Here is a 16,859-nt window from a genome sequence, read left to right as displayed (position 1 = left end):
GCCGCGACGTCGATCCGAAGCCGAAGGGAGCCATCGTGTCGGGAGCCGTCGAAGCCTACGAGGACGAGAAGCAGGCCGTGGAGAAGCTCCGCGAGGGCCGCACGCGGATCGAGCGCGAGCTCGGGAAGGTGATCATCGGCCAGAAGGAGGCGACCCAGCAACTGCTGATCGCCCTCTTCGCCGGCGGCCACTGCCTGATCACCGGCGCGCCCGGCCTGGCGAAGACGCTGCTCGTCCGGACGCTCGCCCAGGTCTTCCACCTGAAGTTCCAGCGGATCCAGTTCACCCCCGACCTCATGCCCGCGGACATCACCGGCACCGAGATCCTCGAGGAGACGCCCGACGGCCGCCGGATGCAGTTCGTCAAGGGGGCGATCTTCGCCAACGTGATCCTGGCGGACGAGATCAACCGCACGCCTCCCAAGACCCAGGCCGCCCTGCTCGAGGCCATGCAGGAGCACCAGGTCACGGCCGCGGGGGTCCGCTACGCACTCGAGGAGCCGTTCTTCGTCCTGGCCACCCAGAACCCGATCGAGATGGAGGGGACCTATCCCCTGCCCGAGGCCCAGCTCGACCGCTTCCTGTTCAACGTGGTCGTCGACTACTTGCCGGAGGACGACGAGGTGGCCGTCGTCCAGCAGACGACCTCGCGAAGAGCCGAGAAGGTCGAGCCGCTTTTCAGCGGCAGCGACGTGCTCGAGTTCCAGGACGTCGTCCGCAAGGTCCCGGTGGCGGAGGACGTCGTCCGGTATGCCGTCCGGCTGGCCGCGGCGAGCCGGCCGGGATCCGACGCCCCGTCGTTCGTCACCGAGTGGGTGAGCTGGGGCGCCGGCCTCCGCGCCGCCCAGTCGCTGGTCCTGGGGGCCAAGGCCCGGGCGCTGCTCGCCGGCCGGTTCCACGTCTCGCCGGACGACATCCGGGCGCTCGCCCATCCGACGCTCCGGCACCGCGTCCTGCTCGGCTACCGGGCCGAGGCCGACGGCGTCGGCGTGGACTCGGTCATCGACCGGCTGCTCGAGCACGTGAAAGGACCGGCCCGGTCATGAGCCCATCCGAGCGGCCGCGAACCGCGTCGAAGCAGGCCGCCGCCGCGCGGGACGACTCGCGCTCGCTCATCGACCCCAGGGCCCTGCTGCGGATCAAGAGCCTGGAGCTCCGCGCCCGGGCCGCCGTCGAGGGCTTCATCAAGGGGATCCACCGCAGCCCTTTCCACGGCTTCTCGGTCGAATTCAGCGAGTATCGCCAGTACACCCCCGGCGACGACCCCCGCTACCTCGATTGGCGGCTCTATGCCCGCTCCGACCGCTATTTCGTCAAGCGATTCGAGGACGAGACGAACCTGCGCTGTCACCTGGTGCTCGACACGAGCCGGTCCATGGGCTATCGCTCCGGCGAGTTCACCAAGTGCGAATATGCCCGGACCGCGGCGGCCACGATCGCCTATTTCCTGACGCTTCAGCGCGACGCGGTGGGCCTGGTCACGTTCGAGGACCGGATCACGGACTACCTGCCGCCGAGGCATAGGCCGGGCCACTTCCGCCGCCTGCTGGGGATGCTCGATCGCGAGCCGAAGGGCCGAGCGACCGACCTGGCGACGCCGCTCGAGGAGATCGCCGCCACGGTCCGCAAGCGCGGGCTCATCGTCCTGATCTCCGACCTGCTCGCGCCGGCGGAGGCCCTCCGGACGAAGCTCGGCTACCTGAGGTCGCGCGGCCACGAGGTGATCCTCCTGCGGATCCTCGACCCGGCCGAGGTCGCATTCGGGTTCGACACGCCCGCCATGTTCCAGGACGTGGAGACGGATCGCGAGCTCTACGTCGACCCCGCCTCCGCCCGCGCCGGCTACCTGAGGCGGTTCCGGGAGCACGCCGACGCCATCCGCCGCGCCTGCACCGACCTCGGCGTCGAATTCCAGCCGATCTCGACCGATGCCCCGCTCGAGTTGATGCTCTTCGACCTGCTCAAGGCCCGGTTCAGGCGGTCGGCCTCCCCCAACCGGCGGCCCTCGGCGGCGGCCTCGCGAGGAGGCCCGCGATGAGCTTCCTCACGCCGCTCTACCTCCTCGGCGCCCTCGCGATCGCGGCGCCGATCGTGCTCCACCTGATCCGCCGGACGACCCGCGGCGAGACGCCCTTCAGCTCGCTGATGTTCCTCGAGCCGTCGCCCCCCCGCCTGACCCGGCGGAGCCGCCTGGACCAGTGGTTCCTGCTCCTGCTCCGGGCGGCGGCCCTGGCGCTGCTGGCGTTCGCGTTCGCCCGGCCCTTCCTCCGCGAGCCGGCCGCGATGAGCCTGGGCCAGGGGGATCGCCGCATCGCCCTGCTGATCGACACCAGCGCGAGCATGAAGCGGGCGGACCTCTGGTCGAGGGCGAAGGCCGCCGCGGCCGGGGTCATCGACGGCTGCCTCCCCGGCGACCAGCTCGCCGTGATCGCCTTCGACGGCTCGCCGCGGACGCTCCTGGGATTCGACGAGTCGGCGAAGCTCGACCCGACCCGCCGGGGCGTGGTCGCTCGGTCGCTCGTGGGACAGCTTGCGCCGGGGTGGCGGGCGACGAACCTTGGCCGGGCCCTGATCCACGCCGCCGCCGAGATCGAGGACGCGGGCGATGCGAAAGGAGACACCGCCAAGCTGGGCCGGCGGATCGTCCTGGTGAGCGACCTCCAGCAGGGGAGCGATCTCGACGCCCTGGGCAACTTCGAGTGGCCGCGCGAGGTGGAGCTGGAGCTGAAGCCCGTCGCGTCGGACGGCTCCAACGCCGGCCTCAGCCCGATCATCGGCCGGGATCCGGTCGACGCCAAGGAAGGAGAAGCCGGCAACGAGCTGCGGGTTCGCGTCACGAATGACGCCGGATCGAGGAAGGAGAACTTCTCCCTGACCTGGGCCGACGGCAAGGGCCAGCCCGTCCCCGCCTACGTGCCACCGGGCGAGAGCCGCGTCGTCCGGGTGCCAAGGCCCGCCGGCAGCCCCGCGGGACGCGAGCTCAGGCTGGGCGGGGACACCGACGACTTCGACAACACCCTGTTCCTGGCCGGCGAGACGCGGCAGCCGGCCGTCGTCCTCTTCCTGGGCCGCGACAGGCCCGACGATCCCTCGGGACTGCTCTATTACCTGAAACGAGCCTTCGAGGGGACGTCGAGACGTCCCGTCACGGCCGAGGCCCGCCCCCCGGATGCCCCGCTGACAATCCCCCCCGGCCCTTCCATACCCCTGATCGTCGCGGCGGCGGAGACGTCGCCGGAGAATGCCGGCCGCCTCCGTGCCTTCGCGAACGACGGCGGGACCGTGCTGGCCGTGGCCGGTGCGGCGGGGACCGTGCCCACGCTCGCGGCCCTCGCGGACGCGCCGGACCTGGTCGTCGAGGACGCACCGACGAAGGGCGATGCGATGCTGACCGAGATCGCCTTCGATCATCCCCTCTTCGCCCCCTTCTCCTCCCCCCAGTTCAACGACTTCACGAAGATCCGGTTCTGGAAGCACCGCCGGCTCGCCGCGGACGGGCTGAAGGGTGCCCGCATCCTGGCCCGGTTCGAGGGGGGAGATCCGGCGATCGTCGAGCAGGCCGTGGGCAAGGGCCGGCTCGTCATCATGACGAGCGGCTGGACCCCGGCCGACAGCCAGCTCGCGCGGTCGTCCAAGTTCCTGCCGCTCATGGAGGGGCTGCTCTCCGGCCCGAATGTCGATCCAGCCTTCTCGCCCCAGCGGCTCGTCGGCGACCGGATCCCCCTGCCGGAGGGGTCGGGATCCGTCCGCAAGCCGGACGGATCCGCGGCGACGCTCGCGGCCGGAGCCTCGTCGTTCGACGGGACCGACGCCCCCGGCGTGTACGCGATCGAGACGGCCCGGGGGCCGCTCGAGTTCGCCGTGAACGTCGATCCGGCGGAGAGCCGGACGGCCCCGCTGGACGCCGAGACGCTCGAGCGGCTCGGCTGCCGCCTCGCGAAGGATGGCGCCAACGTCGAGCCCGATCGCGAGTCGATGCGCCAGTTGCAGGTCGAGGAGCTCGAGGGCCGGCAGAAACTCTGGCGACCGCTCATCCTGGCCGTCCTGGCCATCCTGATCGTCGAGACCTGGCTCGGGGGCTGGCGCGGCCGGCCCCGGGCGAATCATGCGGAGGACCACGGCTCATGATCCGGGAGTTGAAAGAAGCCCTGGAACGCGTCGCCCGCCGCACCCGCGAGGTCCGGCTCTGGGGAGGGCTCGCCCTCTGCTGGGCCGGCTGGGCCCTGATCGTCCTCTTGATCGTCGCGACTGGATCGCCCTCGTTCGAGGTCCTGGCGGTGCTCGCGGCCGTGACGCTCGCCGCGGGGCTCGCCATCGCGGGGCTCGCCTTGCGGGGCCCGCGGAACCCGATCGACATCGCCAGGCGGATCGAGCAGGCGTATCCGGACCTGGACGCCAAGCTGATCACGGCCGTCGAGGAGGGGCTGAACCGTCCGGGTCCGCTCGGATTCCTGCAGGCGGCCGTCGTCGAACGGGCGGTCGAGCACAACCGTGCGCACGACTGGGGGAGGATGATCCCCGACCGCTGGCTGCTGGCGACGAGGTTCGCGCAGGTCCTCTGCCTCGGCTCGCTGCTGGCGGTCTTCGCCTTCGCCGCGATGAAGGCCCCGTCCCTGGACGGGGGGGCCGACGCGAACCCTCTGAGCTCATCATCCGCGGCGACCGAGATCGAGGTCACCCCCGGCAACGCCGAGATCGAGAAGGGGAGTCCGCTCCTGGTCGTCGCCCGGTTCCCCGCCGCGGTCCCCCCCGAGGCGAAGCTCGTCGTCGAGGGGGGCTCATCGGCCGCCCTGATGACGCGCAGCCTCGAAGATCCGACGTTCGCCGGCCGGGTGGAGTCGGTGGCCGAGGACCTTGCCTATCACGTCGAGTTCGTCGGCGGCAAGAGCCCGACCTACCGCGTCCACGTCTACGAGAACCCGGAGCTGGTCCGGACCGACGCGACGCTCGAGTATCCGGGCTACACGGGAATGCCGCTGAAGGTCGCCGAGGACATCCGCCACGTCACGGCCGTCGAGGGGACGAGGGCGGAGCTCCGCTTCCGCCTCAACAAGGAGGTGACCTCGGCGAAGCTCGTCGACGAGAAGGGGAATGAGATCCCGCTGGCGCCGCCGGCCTCGCCCGGGAGCCCGGTCTACTCGGCATCGGTGACGCTCGACCAGTCGCACCGCTACAAGATCCGGCTGGTGGACGCCGACGGTCGATCGAACAAGCTCGCCGCCGACCTGGCCCTGAACGTCACCCCGAACAAGCCCCCGACCATCGCCATGAGCCAGCCGGGGCACGACGTCCGCGTCTCGCCCGTGGAGGAGCTGAAGCTGAAGGCCCAGGTGACCGACGACTTCGGGGTCATCCGCCGCGGCGTCCGGCTGACGATGGCCGGCAAGGAGCCGGTGGAGATCGTCCTGGGGGACGAATCCCGCCCCGGGCCGAAGAAGACGCAGGTCGAGCACCTGGTCGACTTCGAGGCCCTCAAGACCGCCCCCGACCAGCTCCTCACCTATTCGATCTGGGCCGAGGACATCGGCCCCGACGGCAAACCCCGGCGGACCGAGGGGGACATGTTCTTCGCCGAGGTCCGCCCCTTCGAGGAGATCTTCCGCCAGGGCGAGCAGCCCTCCTCCGCCTCGGCCGAGAATGAGCAGGACGGGCCGCAGGGGGGCGGCAATGCCCAGCAGGCGGAGCAGCTCGCCGAGATGCAGAAGGACGTCATCAACGGCACCTGGAAGATCATCCGCCGCGAGACCGGTTCGAAGTTGTCGAACACGTTCGCCGCCGACACGAAGGTCCTTCGCGAAGCCCAGGAGGCCGTCGTCGAGAAGGCGACGGCCCTCGGCGAGAAGCTCCAGGACGCGGCCTCGAAGGCGGGCCTGGAGAAGGCCCTCCAGTCCATGAAGGAGGCCATCGACCGGCTGAATGAGGCGACCGACAGGTCGGCCGTCGCCCCGCTGCCGCCGGCGCTCGCGGCCGAGCAGCTCGCCTACCAGGCGCTCCTGAAGCTCCGGGCCCGAGAGACCCAGGTCGCCCGCAGCCGATCGCGCCAGCGGAGCCGGGCCTCCGGCGCCCAGGCCATGCAGCGGCAGCTCAACCAGCTCGATCTGTCGAACGAGGAGGACCGCTTCGAGGAGCAGAGTCGCGCTAGGCAGCCCCAGAGCCAGAAGGAGCAGGAGCAGCGCGAGACCCGCCAGGTAACCAGCCGCCTCAAGGAGCTGGCCCAGCGCCAGGCCGATCTCAACGAGCGCCTCAAGGAGCTCCAGGCGGCCCTCCAGGCGGCGAAGGAGCAGGCGGCGCGGGAGGAGATCGAGCGCCAGCTCAAGCGGCTCCGCGAGCAGCAACAGCAGATCCTCCGCGACGCCGACGAGCTCCAGCAGCGGATGGAGAACGAGCAGAACCGCGACCGGATGGCCGACGCCCGGCAGCAGGTCCAGCAGGGCCGTGACCACCTCCAGCAGGCGTCCGAGGCCCTCGACAAGGGCCAGGTCCCCCAGGCCCTGACCGAGGGCACCCGCGCCGGGCAGAAGCTCAACGAGGTCCGCGATCAGCTCCGCAAGCAATCGGCCAACCAGTTCGCCGAGGACCTGACCGCCATGCGGAACCAGGCCCGCCAGCTCGACGAGAATCAGGACAAGCTCTCGGAGAAGCTCGACGCCTGGAAGGAGAACGCCCGCCAGAGCCTGCGAGACCCGGAAGACCGGCAGAAGCTCGCCCAGGACCTCCAGAAGCAGCGGAAGGACCTGGACCAGCTCTCCCAACGGATGCAGAAGACCGTGGAGGAGGCCGAGGAGTCCGAGCCGTTGCTGGCCAAGAACCTCTTCGACACGGCCCGCAAGGCCGACGAGCAGGCCATCCCGCAGTCGCTCCAGCAGGCCGAGAAGCTCGCCCAGGCCGGCTTCGCCGACGAGGCCGCGAAGTCCTCCCGCCAGGCCGGCGAGGGGATCGAGCAGGTCCGCCAGGGCGTCGAGCAGGCCGCACGCAGCCTCCTCGGCGACGAGACCGCCGCGCTCCGGCTGGCCCAACGCGAGGTCGAGGACCTCGCCGACCAGATCGACAGGGAGATCGCCCGCGGGACGGGGCAACAACCATCGCGAACGGACCGTAATGGCCAGCAGCCCGGGCAGCCTCGCGACGGCCAGCAACCGGGCCAGGCTCCTCAACCGGGCGAACAGGGAAAGCAGCCCGGACAGTCCCCCACCGAAGGCCAGCAACCGGGCCAGGGACAGCAACCGGGCCAGGGGCAGCAGCCCGGTCAGCAATCGAGTCAAGGACAACAACCCGGACAGCAACCAGGTCAGGGACAGCAGCAGGGTCGCCGGCCGGGCTCTCTCCGCGGCGGCGATCGCGACGAGCCGCAGCCGCAGGGCAATCCCGGTGAGGGCTCGCGAGAGGCCCCCGGCGGCGACCCGCGCGGCCGCGGCTCGGACGCCGACCGCACTCTGGAGCGAATGGCCGGGAATGCCGGCAATCCGAACGGCCCCGGTGGGCCGATCACGGGAGGCGGCTTTCGCGAGTGGTCCGATCGCATGCGAGACGTGGAAGAGCTGCTCGAGGATCCGAACCTCCGCGGCGAGGCGGCCCGCATCCGCGACCGGGTCCGCGGGGCCCGGGAGGACTTCAAACGGCACGCGAAGGAGCCCGACTGGACCAAGCTCCAGGGCCTGGTCGCGAACCCGATCCGCGAGCTTCGAAATCGGATCGCCGAGGAGGTCCGCCGCCGCGACGCGCCCGACTCGCTGGTCCCGATCGACCGGGACCAGGTCCCGCCCCAGTTCGCGGAGGGCGTCCGCCGCTATTATGAGCGCCTGGGGAGCGGCCGATGAGGTTCACCGGCCTGACCCTGGGTGCCCCGCAGTGGTGGACGATCGCCGCGGCCCTGGCCGCCGTCGCCGCGATCGCGATCCTCTGGTCCTACTCGCGGGCCCGCGCACGCCATCCAATTCGGGTCGCCTGCGCGGTCCTCAAGGCGCTGGCGATCGCGGCGCTGGCCCTGATCCTGATCGAGCCGCTGCTGACGTATGCTCATCCTCGCCCGGGGGCGAACGCCTTCGCGATCCTGGCGGACGACAGCCAGAGCCTCCGGATCCGCGACGACGGCGAATCGAACTCTCGCGGGGAGATCCTCCGCGACCAGCTCCGGCAGGGCCCGGGCTGGCAGGCCCGACTCGGCCAGGAGTTCGACGTCCGCCGATTCGCCTTCGACGCCCGGCTGCGGTCGATCGACGACTTCGATCGCCTAACCTTCGACGGCTCGGCGTCGTCGCTGGGGACGTCGCTGGCCGCGCTCTCGAAGCGATTCCAGGGCCTGCCGCTGGCCGGCGTCCTCCTCTTCACCGACGGCAACCGGACCGACGCCGCGGACCTCGACGGCGCGACACTGCCGCCGATCTATCCGGTCGTCCCGCCCTCGAAGGGCGTGGTCCGCGACATCGGCGTGCGGAACGTGGCGGCCAGCCAGACGAACTTCGAATCGGCGCCGGTCGTCCTCCGCGCCGAGGTCGCGACGACGGGCTTCGCGGGCCAGCCGATCGTCGCGGCGGTGGTGGACGAGGCCGGCAACGTGGTCGAGCGCCAGCAGGAGAAGGCGACGAGCGACGGCAAGCCGCTGAGCTTCCGCTTCCAGTTCCGGCCCGATCGCAAGGGCATCCGCTTCTACACGGTGCGCTCCTTCGCGGCCGCGGAGGAGGAATCGTCGAAGCGCGGGACCGACCCGGCGGGGTCCGCCGAGCAGACCCTGGCCAATAACGGCCGGCTCGTGGTCATCGATCAGGGGGGCGGCCCGTACCGGATCCTCTACGTCAGCGGCCGGCCGAACTGGGAGTTCAAATTCCTCCACCGGGCGATCGAGGGGGATGATCAGCTCCAGCTTGCCGGGCTGCTGCGGATCGCCCGCCGGAAGCCGAAGTTCGACTTCCAGAGCAAGGCCCGCGACCGGACGATCAGCCCCTTCTACGAGGGCTTCGACAACGCCGACCCCGAGACGGCGGAGCGGAACGACCAGCCGGTCCTGATCCGGCTGGGCGACCTCGCCGACGAGGCCGACCTCCGCGACGGCTTCCCGAAGACCGCCGAGGCCCTCTACCAGTTCCACGCCATCGTCATCGACGACATCGAGGCGTCGTTCTTCACCCAGGACCAGCTCAACCTGCTTCGAAACTTCGTCGCGACCCGCGGCGGCGGCCTGCTCATGCTCGGCGGCCCGGACTCGTTCGCCGACGGGAAGTACGACCGCACGCCGGTCGGCGAGCTGCTCCCGGTCTACCTGAACGCACCGCCGGCCTCGCTGAGCCTGGACGGGGGGAAGTACCGGCTGGTCCTGACCCGCGAGGGCTGGCTCCAGCCCTGGGTCCGGACCAGGAAGACCGAGGAGGAGGAGCAGAAGCGGCTGGCCTCCATGCCCCCTTTCGGGACGCTCAGCCGCGTCGGCCGGATCAAGCCGGGGGCCGTGACCCTGGCGGAGATCGAGGACGACGGCAACACGCTCCCGGCGCTCGTCGCCCAGACCTTCGGCAAAGGGCACGTCGCCTCGCTCCTGATCGGCGACCTCTGGCGCTGGGGCATCCGACGCGAGCGGGCCGAGGATACCGAGTTCGACCGCTCGTGGCGGCAGACCGCCCGTTGGCTCGTCGCCGACGTCCCCGGCCGCGTGGACGTCGCCGTCAAGCCTCGCGACGACGCCCCGGCGCAAGCCGTGGACATCGCCGTCCGGGTCCGGGATGCCGAGTATCGCCCGCTCGACAACGCGAAGGTCGTGGTCAAGGTCGCGCTCCCCGACGGCGGCTCGCTGAGCCTGGACGCCCGCCCGGATGCCCGCGAGCCCGACCTCTACACGACCAGCTACGTGGCCCGCACGCCCGGCCCTCATCGATTCACGGCCGTCGCCACCTCAGCCGACGGGGCGGCGGTCGGCGAACGCGAGGCCGGCTGGGCGGCCCAGCCCGCCGCCGAGGAATTCGCCCGACTCGCCCCCGATCGCGAGCTCCTGGCGAGCCTCGCCGCCAAGACCGGGGGCGAGGTGGTGGAGGCCGATCGGCTCGGCGCCTTCGTCGAATCCCTCCCGTCCCGCCGCGTCCCGATCACGGAGCTGAGGACGACCCCGCTCTGGCACCATCCGGCCTACCTGCTGCTCGCCATCGCCTGCCTCACGGCCGAGTGGGCGCTGCGGCGGCTGAATAACCTGGCCTGACACGCCCTCGAGATGACCCCCATGCCGCTCCTCCTTGCGATGGCCTTGTGCAGTCAGCCGGCGCCGGCCACGGCGCCCGCCTCGCCTCCCGACCGACCGACCGTGATCGTCGTCGTCGGCGCGCCGGGCGACGAGGAATACGGCGGCGAGTTCCGCCGTTGGGCGGGCCTCTGGCGGTCCGCCGCGGAGAAGGGATCGGCCGCGTTCGTCCTGATCGGCGAGGGTCCTGACGGGAATCCGTCCGACAAGGACCGCCTCAGGGCCGCCCTGGCCGAACGGGCGAGCGGCAACGAACCCCTCTGGCTGGTCCTGATCGGCCACGGGACCTTCGACGGCCGCGAGGCCAAGCTCAACCTCCGCGGCCCGGACGCGACCGACGGCGAGCTCCTGGAATGGCTCAGGCCGGTCAAGCGGCCGGTCGCGATCCTCGACTGCACGGCCGCGAGCGGCCCGTTCCTGGGCAAGCTCTCGGGACCGAATCGGATCGTGGCGACGGCCACGCGGAGCGGCGACGAGCAGAACTACGCCCGCTTCGGCCAGTACCTCGCGGAGTCGATCGGCGATCCCGGCTCCGACCTGGACAAGGACGGCCAGGTCTCCCTGCTCGAGTCCTTCCTGGTCGCGAGCCGCCGCACGGCCGAGTTCTACCGGTCGAAGTCACGCCTGGCCACCGAGCATCCGCTCATCGACGACAACGGCGACCGCCTGGGCACCCCCGCGGACTTCTTCCGCGGCGTCCACGCCGTCAAGCGGGCGAAGGACAATGCCCAGCCCGACGGACCTCGCGCCCACCAACTCCACCTGATCCCGAGCGACCGCGAGCGCCGGCTGAGCCCGGATCAACGCAAGCTCCGCGACGATCTCGAGCTCAAGGTCGCGGCCCTCCGGTCGAGGAAGGAGAAGCTGACGGACGCGGAGTATTTCGCCCAGCTCGAGGCGCTGATGATCGAGCTCGCCCGGATCTACGGCTCGAAACCCGCCGATGCGGCGGGCCGGTGAACGGGACTCCCGCCGAAGAATCGCGACCGGTCCCGGCGGCAACCTCGTGGCCTTCGCTTCCGGACGCTGATATACCCAAGGTCGGGCGATGCGACCGATCCGGGTCGCGCCGGCCGGGATGTCGTCGAGGATCCCATGGGAGGGCGGACGATGAGCGAGACCACCGTCAGTCGGAACATCCAGGCCCCCCCTTCCCCGCCGGAAGAGCCGGCGGGCGCCCCGCCGGGTGCCGGCCTGGGTGCTGGGACACCCGTGACGTTCACGATCCCCATCCAGGTCACGATCTCCCTGGGCAATCCCACGCTGGCGGTCGTGCCCGGGGCCGCGATCGCCTCGGCGGTCGCCCCTCCCGTCGTCTCGCGCGAAGGCCTGTTCGGGAGGACGCCGACACCGCCGCCGGTGCCGTACTCGAAATTCACGAGGGAATCCCTCGCGGCCGGCCGATTCGGCTGGAAGACGGCCCTCTCGCTCGCGCTGGCGAGCCGGCTGGCCTACGACCCGGCTTCGGCCGTCGAGGCGACCGGCCGGGGCGTCCTGGGGATGCAGACCTGCCGGTTCGTCGAGGCCGATGATACCCAGTGCTTCGTCGCCTCGACGGCCGACGCGGTCCTCCTCTCGTTCCGCGGCACCGAGAACCTGGGCGACTGGCTGGGCAACCTGAACATGGTCCAGACGACGCGGCCCTACGGGGCCGTGCACCGCGGTTTCCTCGGTGCCTTCCAGGTCGTCGAGGAGGAGCTGACGAGGATCCTCACCACGTTCGGCGACCGGCCCCTGTTGATCACCGGCCACAGCCTGGGCGGTGCGCTCGCCATGGTGGCGGCGGCGGAATGGCAAGGCAGGCTGCCGACCGCCTGGGTCTACACCTACGGTCAGCCCGCCGTCGGCCGCGGCGACTTCCCGGGCTTCATGGAGGAGCACTACGACGGCCGGATCTTCCGCTTCGTCAACGACGACGACGTCGTGCCGCGCGTCCCTCCGTTCTACCAGCACGTCGGCAAGCTGATCCACTTCGACGCCGCCGGCAACCTGGAGGGCCCGGCCGGTGCCCTCGCCGAGCGGCCGGCGGGCGTGGTGGTCGAGTCCATGCCCTCCCCGCCCGACCCTCCGATGCTCTCCCAGCGCGAGTTCGACCAGATCCGCGCCGGCCTCCTGCAGACGCGGGCGGCGACCGCCGCGGCCGGGCAGGAGTCGCTCGGTCAGCCCGCCGTCGAAGGCATCCTGCCGAGCGTCAGCGACCACGCCATCGATCGTTACCTCGCCAAGATCCTCGCCAAGGCGGGAGGGTAGTCCCAGGACTCGAAGGAGCCCCGTCCGGCCTCCCCGATCCGATCAACCCGCTCGGCATTTCAAGAAAGTGCACATTGATTGACAGTCACGTCCATGTGTTGCAGAATTCAATTCTCGTGCGGGGAAGTTGATCGATATCCAACGGCGGATCACGCACAGCTTCGCACATCACTTCCCCTTTACGAATCGTTAGCCCGGGTCGAGTCGGGGAATTCTGGGACGTCAAGGATCGACTCGTACGCTCGACAGACCGGCGAAGGGCGCGTCGGGATGGCGTGGGCTCGAGTTTCGGCCCGCTTCGATGGCGACCTGGTCCTCGGGCTCAGAGCGAGAAGGGGCAGGCCATGGAGTGCCGGGAACGCGAGCGAGGGGGCCGGGGTGATCGGTCGGTGGTATGGGGGCGAGAAATCGACCCCCGGGGGAGGAGATCGCGGTACCGGAGCGTGTTGAGGCCGGAGATCCTGGCCCTCGAGGATCGCCGGCTGCTCTCGAACCTCATCGTCACCAGCGCGGCCGACACGCTCGACGCCCAGAACAACCCCGTGAGCGGCACCCTCCGCTGGGCGATCCAGCAGGCCAACGCGGCCACCGATCCGAGCACCATCGCGTTCGCCCCGAGCGTCTTCGGAACGCCTCAGACCATCACGCTGAAGCAAGGCCAGCTCGAGCTGAGCAATTCGAAGGCCTCGATCTCGATCCTGAATCAGGCCGCCGGGGTCACCGTGAGCGGCGGGGACGCCAGCCGGGTGTTCCAGATCGACGGCGGCGCCACCGCGACGATCGCGGGACTGACGATCACGGGGGGCAAGGCCAACGGCACCGGCGGGGGGATCAATGTCCTCAAAGACGGTTCGCTGACCCTCCGGAATTGCGTCGTTCAGTCGTGCTACGCGTCCGACCATGGGGGCGGGATCTTCAGCGACGGCGCGGCCACGGTGACCGGCTGCACGATCTCGGGCAACACGTCGAACAACTGGGGCGGCGGCATCGAGAGCTTCTACGACGCCACGATGACGGTGGCCGACTGCGTGATCTCCGGGAACTTCAGCCAGTCCGGCGGCGGCGCCATCAATAACAACAACAACCTCACCGTGACCGACAGCACCCTCTCCAACAACAAGAGCGGCTGGCGCCTCGGCGGCGGGATCGCGACCAACCATGGCACGGTCGAGATGACCCGCTGCACCATCTCGGACAACTTCGGCCCGGGGGACGGCGGCGGTGTGGCGATCTTCGACGGCATATGCAACCTGACCGAGTGCACGATCACCGGCAATACGACCCCCGGCATCGGCGGCGGGGTGGACGTCATGAGCGGGACGTGCACCATCACGAGCTGCACGATCTCGGGGAACACGAGCCAGAGGGAGGGCGGGGGCCTGATCAATCAGGGCACGACAGTCCTCTTCAACACGATCGTCGCGGGCAACTCCAGCGGCAGCACCAACGGCCATGACATCGATGGCAACGCCAACCTCAGCGGCTCCTACAATCTCGTCGGCACGATCGGGAACAACAGCCTGGTCGACGGAGAAGACGGCAACATCGTCGGCGTGACCGATCCCCACCTCTCGCCCCTGGGCAACTACGGCGGCCCCACGCAGACGCGGGCCCTGCTGCCGGGGAGCCCGGCCCTGGGCGCCGGTGCCGTCGCGAGCGGGATCACGACAGACCAGCGGGGCAAGCCGATCCGCCTCGCAAGCCCCGACATCGGCGCCTATCAGAGTCAGGGATTCACGATCTCTGCGGTCCCGGGGAGTACCCCGCAGGCCACCGCAACCGGGACCGCCTTCGCCAGGCCCCTGGCCGTGGCCGTCGTCGCCAACGACCCCCTCGAGCCGGCGGCCGGCGGCGTCGTGAGCTTCAGCACGCCCACGAACGGTGCCTCGGCGAGCCTCTCGAGCACGACCGCGACGACCGACGCGTCCGGCATCGCCTCCGTGGTCGCCACGGCCAACTCGACCCTGGGCTTCTACACCGTCACCGCCACGGTCGGTACGGACTCGGTCGCCTTCAACCTCCACAACCTGATCGCGACCAGCTTCTTCGGCCTGGCCAGCCCGACCATCACCTACGGCACCACGAACGTGACGATCGACGGCTGGCTGGCCGGCACCTTCGTCCCGCAGGCCCAGACCGTCGTCGTGACCCTGAACGGCGTCCAGAAGTCGGCGACGGTCGACACCATAGGCACCTTCTCCACCACCTTCAACGCCTCCTCGCTGCCCACCTCCGGCTCGCCCTATACGATCCAGTTCGCCTACGCCGGAGACAGCAACTTCGCCCCCGCGGCCGCGACCAGCACCCTCACCGTCACCCGGGCCACGCCGTCGATCCTCTGGCCCAGTCCCGCCGATATCGTCTATGGGACGGTTCTGAGCGCCACCCAACTCGACGCGACGTCCCCGGTCCCCGGCACATTCACCTACACGCCGGCCGCCGGCACGGCCCTGAAGGCCGGGGCTTGGCAATCACTGTTGGTCTCATTCATTCCGACCGACGGAACCAACTACAACGCGGCCACGGCGACGACCCGGATCAACGTCCTCAAGGCCACGCCGACGATCACCTGGCCGAGCCCCGCCGACATCACCTACGGCAAGGCACTGGGCACATCGGAGCTGGACGCGACCGCCTCCGTACCCGGCACCTTCGCCTACACTCCGGCCGCCGGGACGATCCTCAAGGCGGGTGCCGGGCAGACGCTCTCGGTCACCTTCACGCCGGCCGATACCGTCGACTTCGCCACGGTCACGGCGACCACCTCGATCAAGGTCCTGAAGGCCCCGATCACGCTCGCGTGGGCCACGCCCACGGACATCGCCTACGGGACGGCCCTCGGCGCCGCCCAGCTCGACGCGACCGCGTCCGTACCCGGCACCTTCGCCTACACTCCGGCCGCCGGGACGATCCTCAAGGCGGGTGCCGGGCAGACGCTCTCGGTCACCTTCACGCCGGCCGACGCCGTCGACTACCAGGCTTCATCGGCCTCGGTGACGATTAACGTCCAGAAGGCAACGCCCGCGATCACCTGGCCGAATCCGGCGAGCATCGTCTACGGGACGGCACTGGGCGCCGCCCAGCTCGACGCGAATTCCCCGGTCCCCGGGACGTTCGTCTACACGCCGGCCGCCGGGACGGTGCTCAAGGCCGGTGCGGGGCAGGTCCTCTCGGTCGTCTTCACGCCCGATGATCCGGCCGACTTCAACGCCGCCTCGGCGACGACGACGATCGACGTGACGAGGATGTCACCGGTCGTCACCTGGCCGGCTCCCTCGCCGATCACTTATGGGACGACTCTCGGTGCCGCGCAACTTGCCGCCATCGCGTCCGTGCCCGGGACCTTCGTCTATGCCCCGGCCGCGGGCGCTACGTTGAAGGCGGGCGCGGGGCAGGTGCTCACGGTCCTCTTCACGCCGGCCGATACCGCGGACTACGCGCCGGTCTCGGCCACCGCCAGGATCGACGTCGTCAAGGCCGTTCCCGGTCTCGGCGTCTCGGCCGAGGAGGGCACGTACGACGGCGGCACCCACGCCGCCACCTACTCACTCGGCGGCACCCACGGCGCGCCGGCGATTGACCTGGAGGGCGTCGCTCCGACGCTGACCTACTACGCCGGGCCGACGATCTCGGGGACGAACCTCGGAGCGTCCCCGCCGACCCACGCCGGGACCTACACCGTCGTGGCAAGCTTCGCCGGGAGCGCCAATTTCGCCGCCGTCCAGTCCGCGCCCGCCACGTTTACGATCGACCGGGCCGAGGCCACGCTCACCCTGGCGTCGAGCTCCTCCGCGGCGGTCTACGGCCAGCCCCTCACCCTGGTCGCGACGGTCGTGGCGGCGGGCACGCCGGGCGGCACCGTGACCTTCCTCGAAGGATCGACGCCGCTGGGGACGGTCCCGGTGGACAGCTCCGGCAAGGCCACGCTCACGACCGCGGCCCTGGCGACCGGATCGCACGCGATCACGGCGTCCTACGACGGAGGCACCGATTACCTCGGCTCCCGATCGAAGCCGGCGAGCGCGGCCGTCAGCCCGGACGCCGCGAGGATCGTCGCCGTGCCCCACAAGGTGCTCAAGAAGAAGAAATTGCAGTCGATCCTCATGACCGCCCAGGTCGTACCGCAGGCCCCCGGAAGCGGCGTGCCGACCGGCCAGGTCATCTTCGAGCTTCTGGTGAAGCAGAGGAAGAAGATCAAGGTCAAGACGCTCGGCACGGCGGCCGTCGTCGACGGCCAGGCGACGCTCTCCTTCAAGTCGCAGAAGCTGCTGAACAAGACGATCACGATCGTCTACGGCGGCGAGGCCAACTTCCTCGCGACGACCGTGACCCTGCCGAAGCTGACGAAGAAATCGCTCGTATAGCAGAGCCGATCGGTTCCGCCGCGGCG

At 70.4% G+C, this 16,859-nt stretch carries 8 protein-coding genes; all 8 read left to right on the top strand.

Features of this window, described 5'->3' with window-relative positions; translation table 11 throughout:
- The first annotated feature begins 35 nt into the window (after positions 1-35).
- A complete protein-coding gene (locus G6O54_RS01320; RefSeq protein WP_165219403.1) occupies positions 36-1,046 on the top strand; it encodes an AAA family ATPase in 1,011 nt (336 codons plus the stop codon).
- Positions 1,043-2,038 (top strand): DUF58 domain-containing protein, encoded by a 996-nt coding sequence (locus tag G6O54_RS01315; RefSeq protein WP_165219401.1) that lies wholly within the window; start codon positions 1,043-1,045, stop codon positions 2,036-2,038. The genes G6O54_RS01320 and G6O54_RS01315 overlap by 4 nt, the downstream gene beginning before the upstream one ends.
- The gene (locus tag G6O54_RS01310; protein ID WP_165219399.1) at positions 2,035-4,128 is read left to right on the top strand and encodes a BatA domain-containing protein; all 2,094 of its coding nucleotides are present in this window, start codon (positions 2,035-2,037) and stop codon (positions 4,126-4,128) included. The genes G6O54_RS01315 and G6O54_RS01310 overlap by 4 nt, the downstream gene beginning before the upstream one ends.
- Positions 4,125-7,817, top strand: coding sequence for a DUF4175 family protein (locus G6O54_RS01305; RefSeq protein WP_165219397.1), 3,693 nt, complete (start codon positions 4,125-4,127; stop codon positions 7,815-7,817). The genes G6O54_RS01310 and G6O54_RS01305 overlap by 4 nt, the downstream gene beginning before the upstream one ends.
- A complete protein-coding gene (locus G6O54_RS01300; protein WP_165219395.1) occupies positions 7,814-10,180 on the top strand; it encodes a glutamine amidotransferase in 2,367 nt (788 codons plus the stop codon). The genes G6O54_RS01305 and G6O54_RS01300 overlap by 4 nt, the downstream gene beginning before the upstream one ends.
- 21 nt (positions 10,181-10,201) lie before the next feature.
- A complete protein-coding gene (locus G6O54_RS01295) occupies positions 10,202-11,179 on the top strand; it encodes a hypothetical protein (protein ID WP_250846661.1) in 978 nt (325 codons plus the stop codon).
- Between the two features lie 150 nt (positions 11,180-11,329).
- Positions 11,330-12,469, top strand: coding sequence for a lipase family protein (locus G6O54_RS01290; protein WP_165219393.1), 1,140 nt, complete (start codon positions 11,330-11,332; stop codon positions 12,467-12,469).
- A gap of 443 nt (positions 12,470-12,912) precedes the next feature.
- Positions 12,913-16,833, top strand: coding sequence for an Ig-like domain repeat protein (locus G6O54_RS38495; RefSeq protein WP_165219391.1), 3,921 nt, complete (start codon positions 12,913-12,915; stop codon positions 16,831-16,833).
- Positions 16,834-16,859: the final 26 nt, after the last annotated feature.

This window comes from Aquisphaera insulae (genome assembly GCF_011064615.1).
In the GTDB taxonomy this organism is placed as follows: domain Bacteria; phylum Planctomycetota; class Planctomycetia; order Isosphaerales; family Isosphaeraceae; genus Aquisphaera; species Aquisphaera insulae.
The sequence above is the reverse complement of the archived record's forward strand: the minus strand, read 5'-3'. Positions and strand labels throughout refer to the sequence as shown.

What these genes read in the sequence shown, in the direction of transcription:
- G6O54_RS01315 (WP_165219401.1), top strand. Translation starts at nt 1,043, where the DNA reads ATGAGCCCATCCGAGCGGCCGCGAACCGCGTCGAAGCAGGCCGCCGCC.
- G6O54_RS01310 (WP_165219399.1), top strand. Translation starts at nt 2,035, where the DNA reads ATGAGCTTCCTCACGCCGCTCTACCTCCTCGGCGCCCTCGCGATCGCG.
- G6O54_RS01305 (WP_165219397.1), top strand. Translation starts at nt 4,125, where the DNA reads ATGATCCGGGAGTTGAAAGAAGCCCTGGAACGCGTCGCCCGCCGCACC.
- G6O54_RS01300 (WP_165219395.1), top strand. Translation starts at nt 7,814, where the DNA reads ATGAGGTTCACCGGCCTGACCCTGGGTGCCCCGCAGTGGTGGACGATC.
- G6O54_RS01295 (WP_250846661.1), top strand. Translation starts at nt 10,202, where the DNA reads ATGCCGCTCCTCCTTGCGATGGCCTTGTGCAGTCAGCCGGCGCCGGCC.
- G6O54_RS01290 (WP_165219393.1), top strand. Translation starts at nt 11,330, where the DNA reads ATGAGCGAGACCACCGTCAGTCGGAACATCCAGGCCCCCCCTTCCCCG.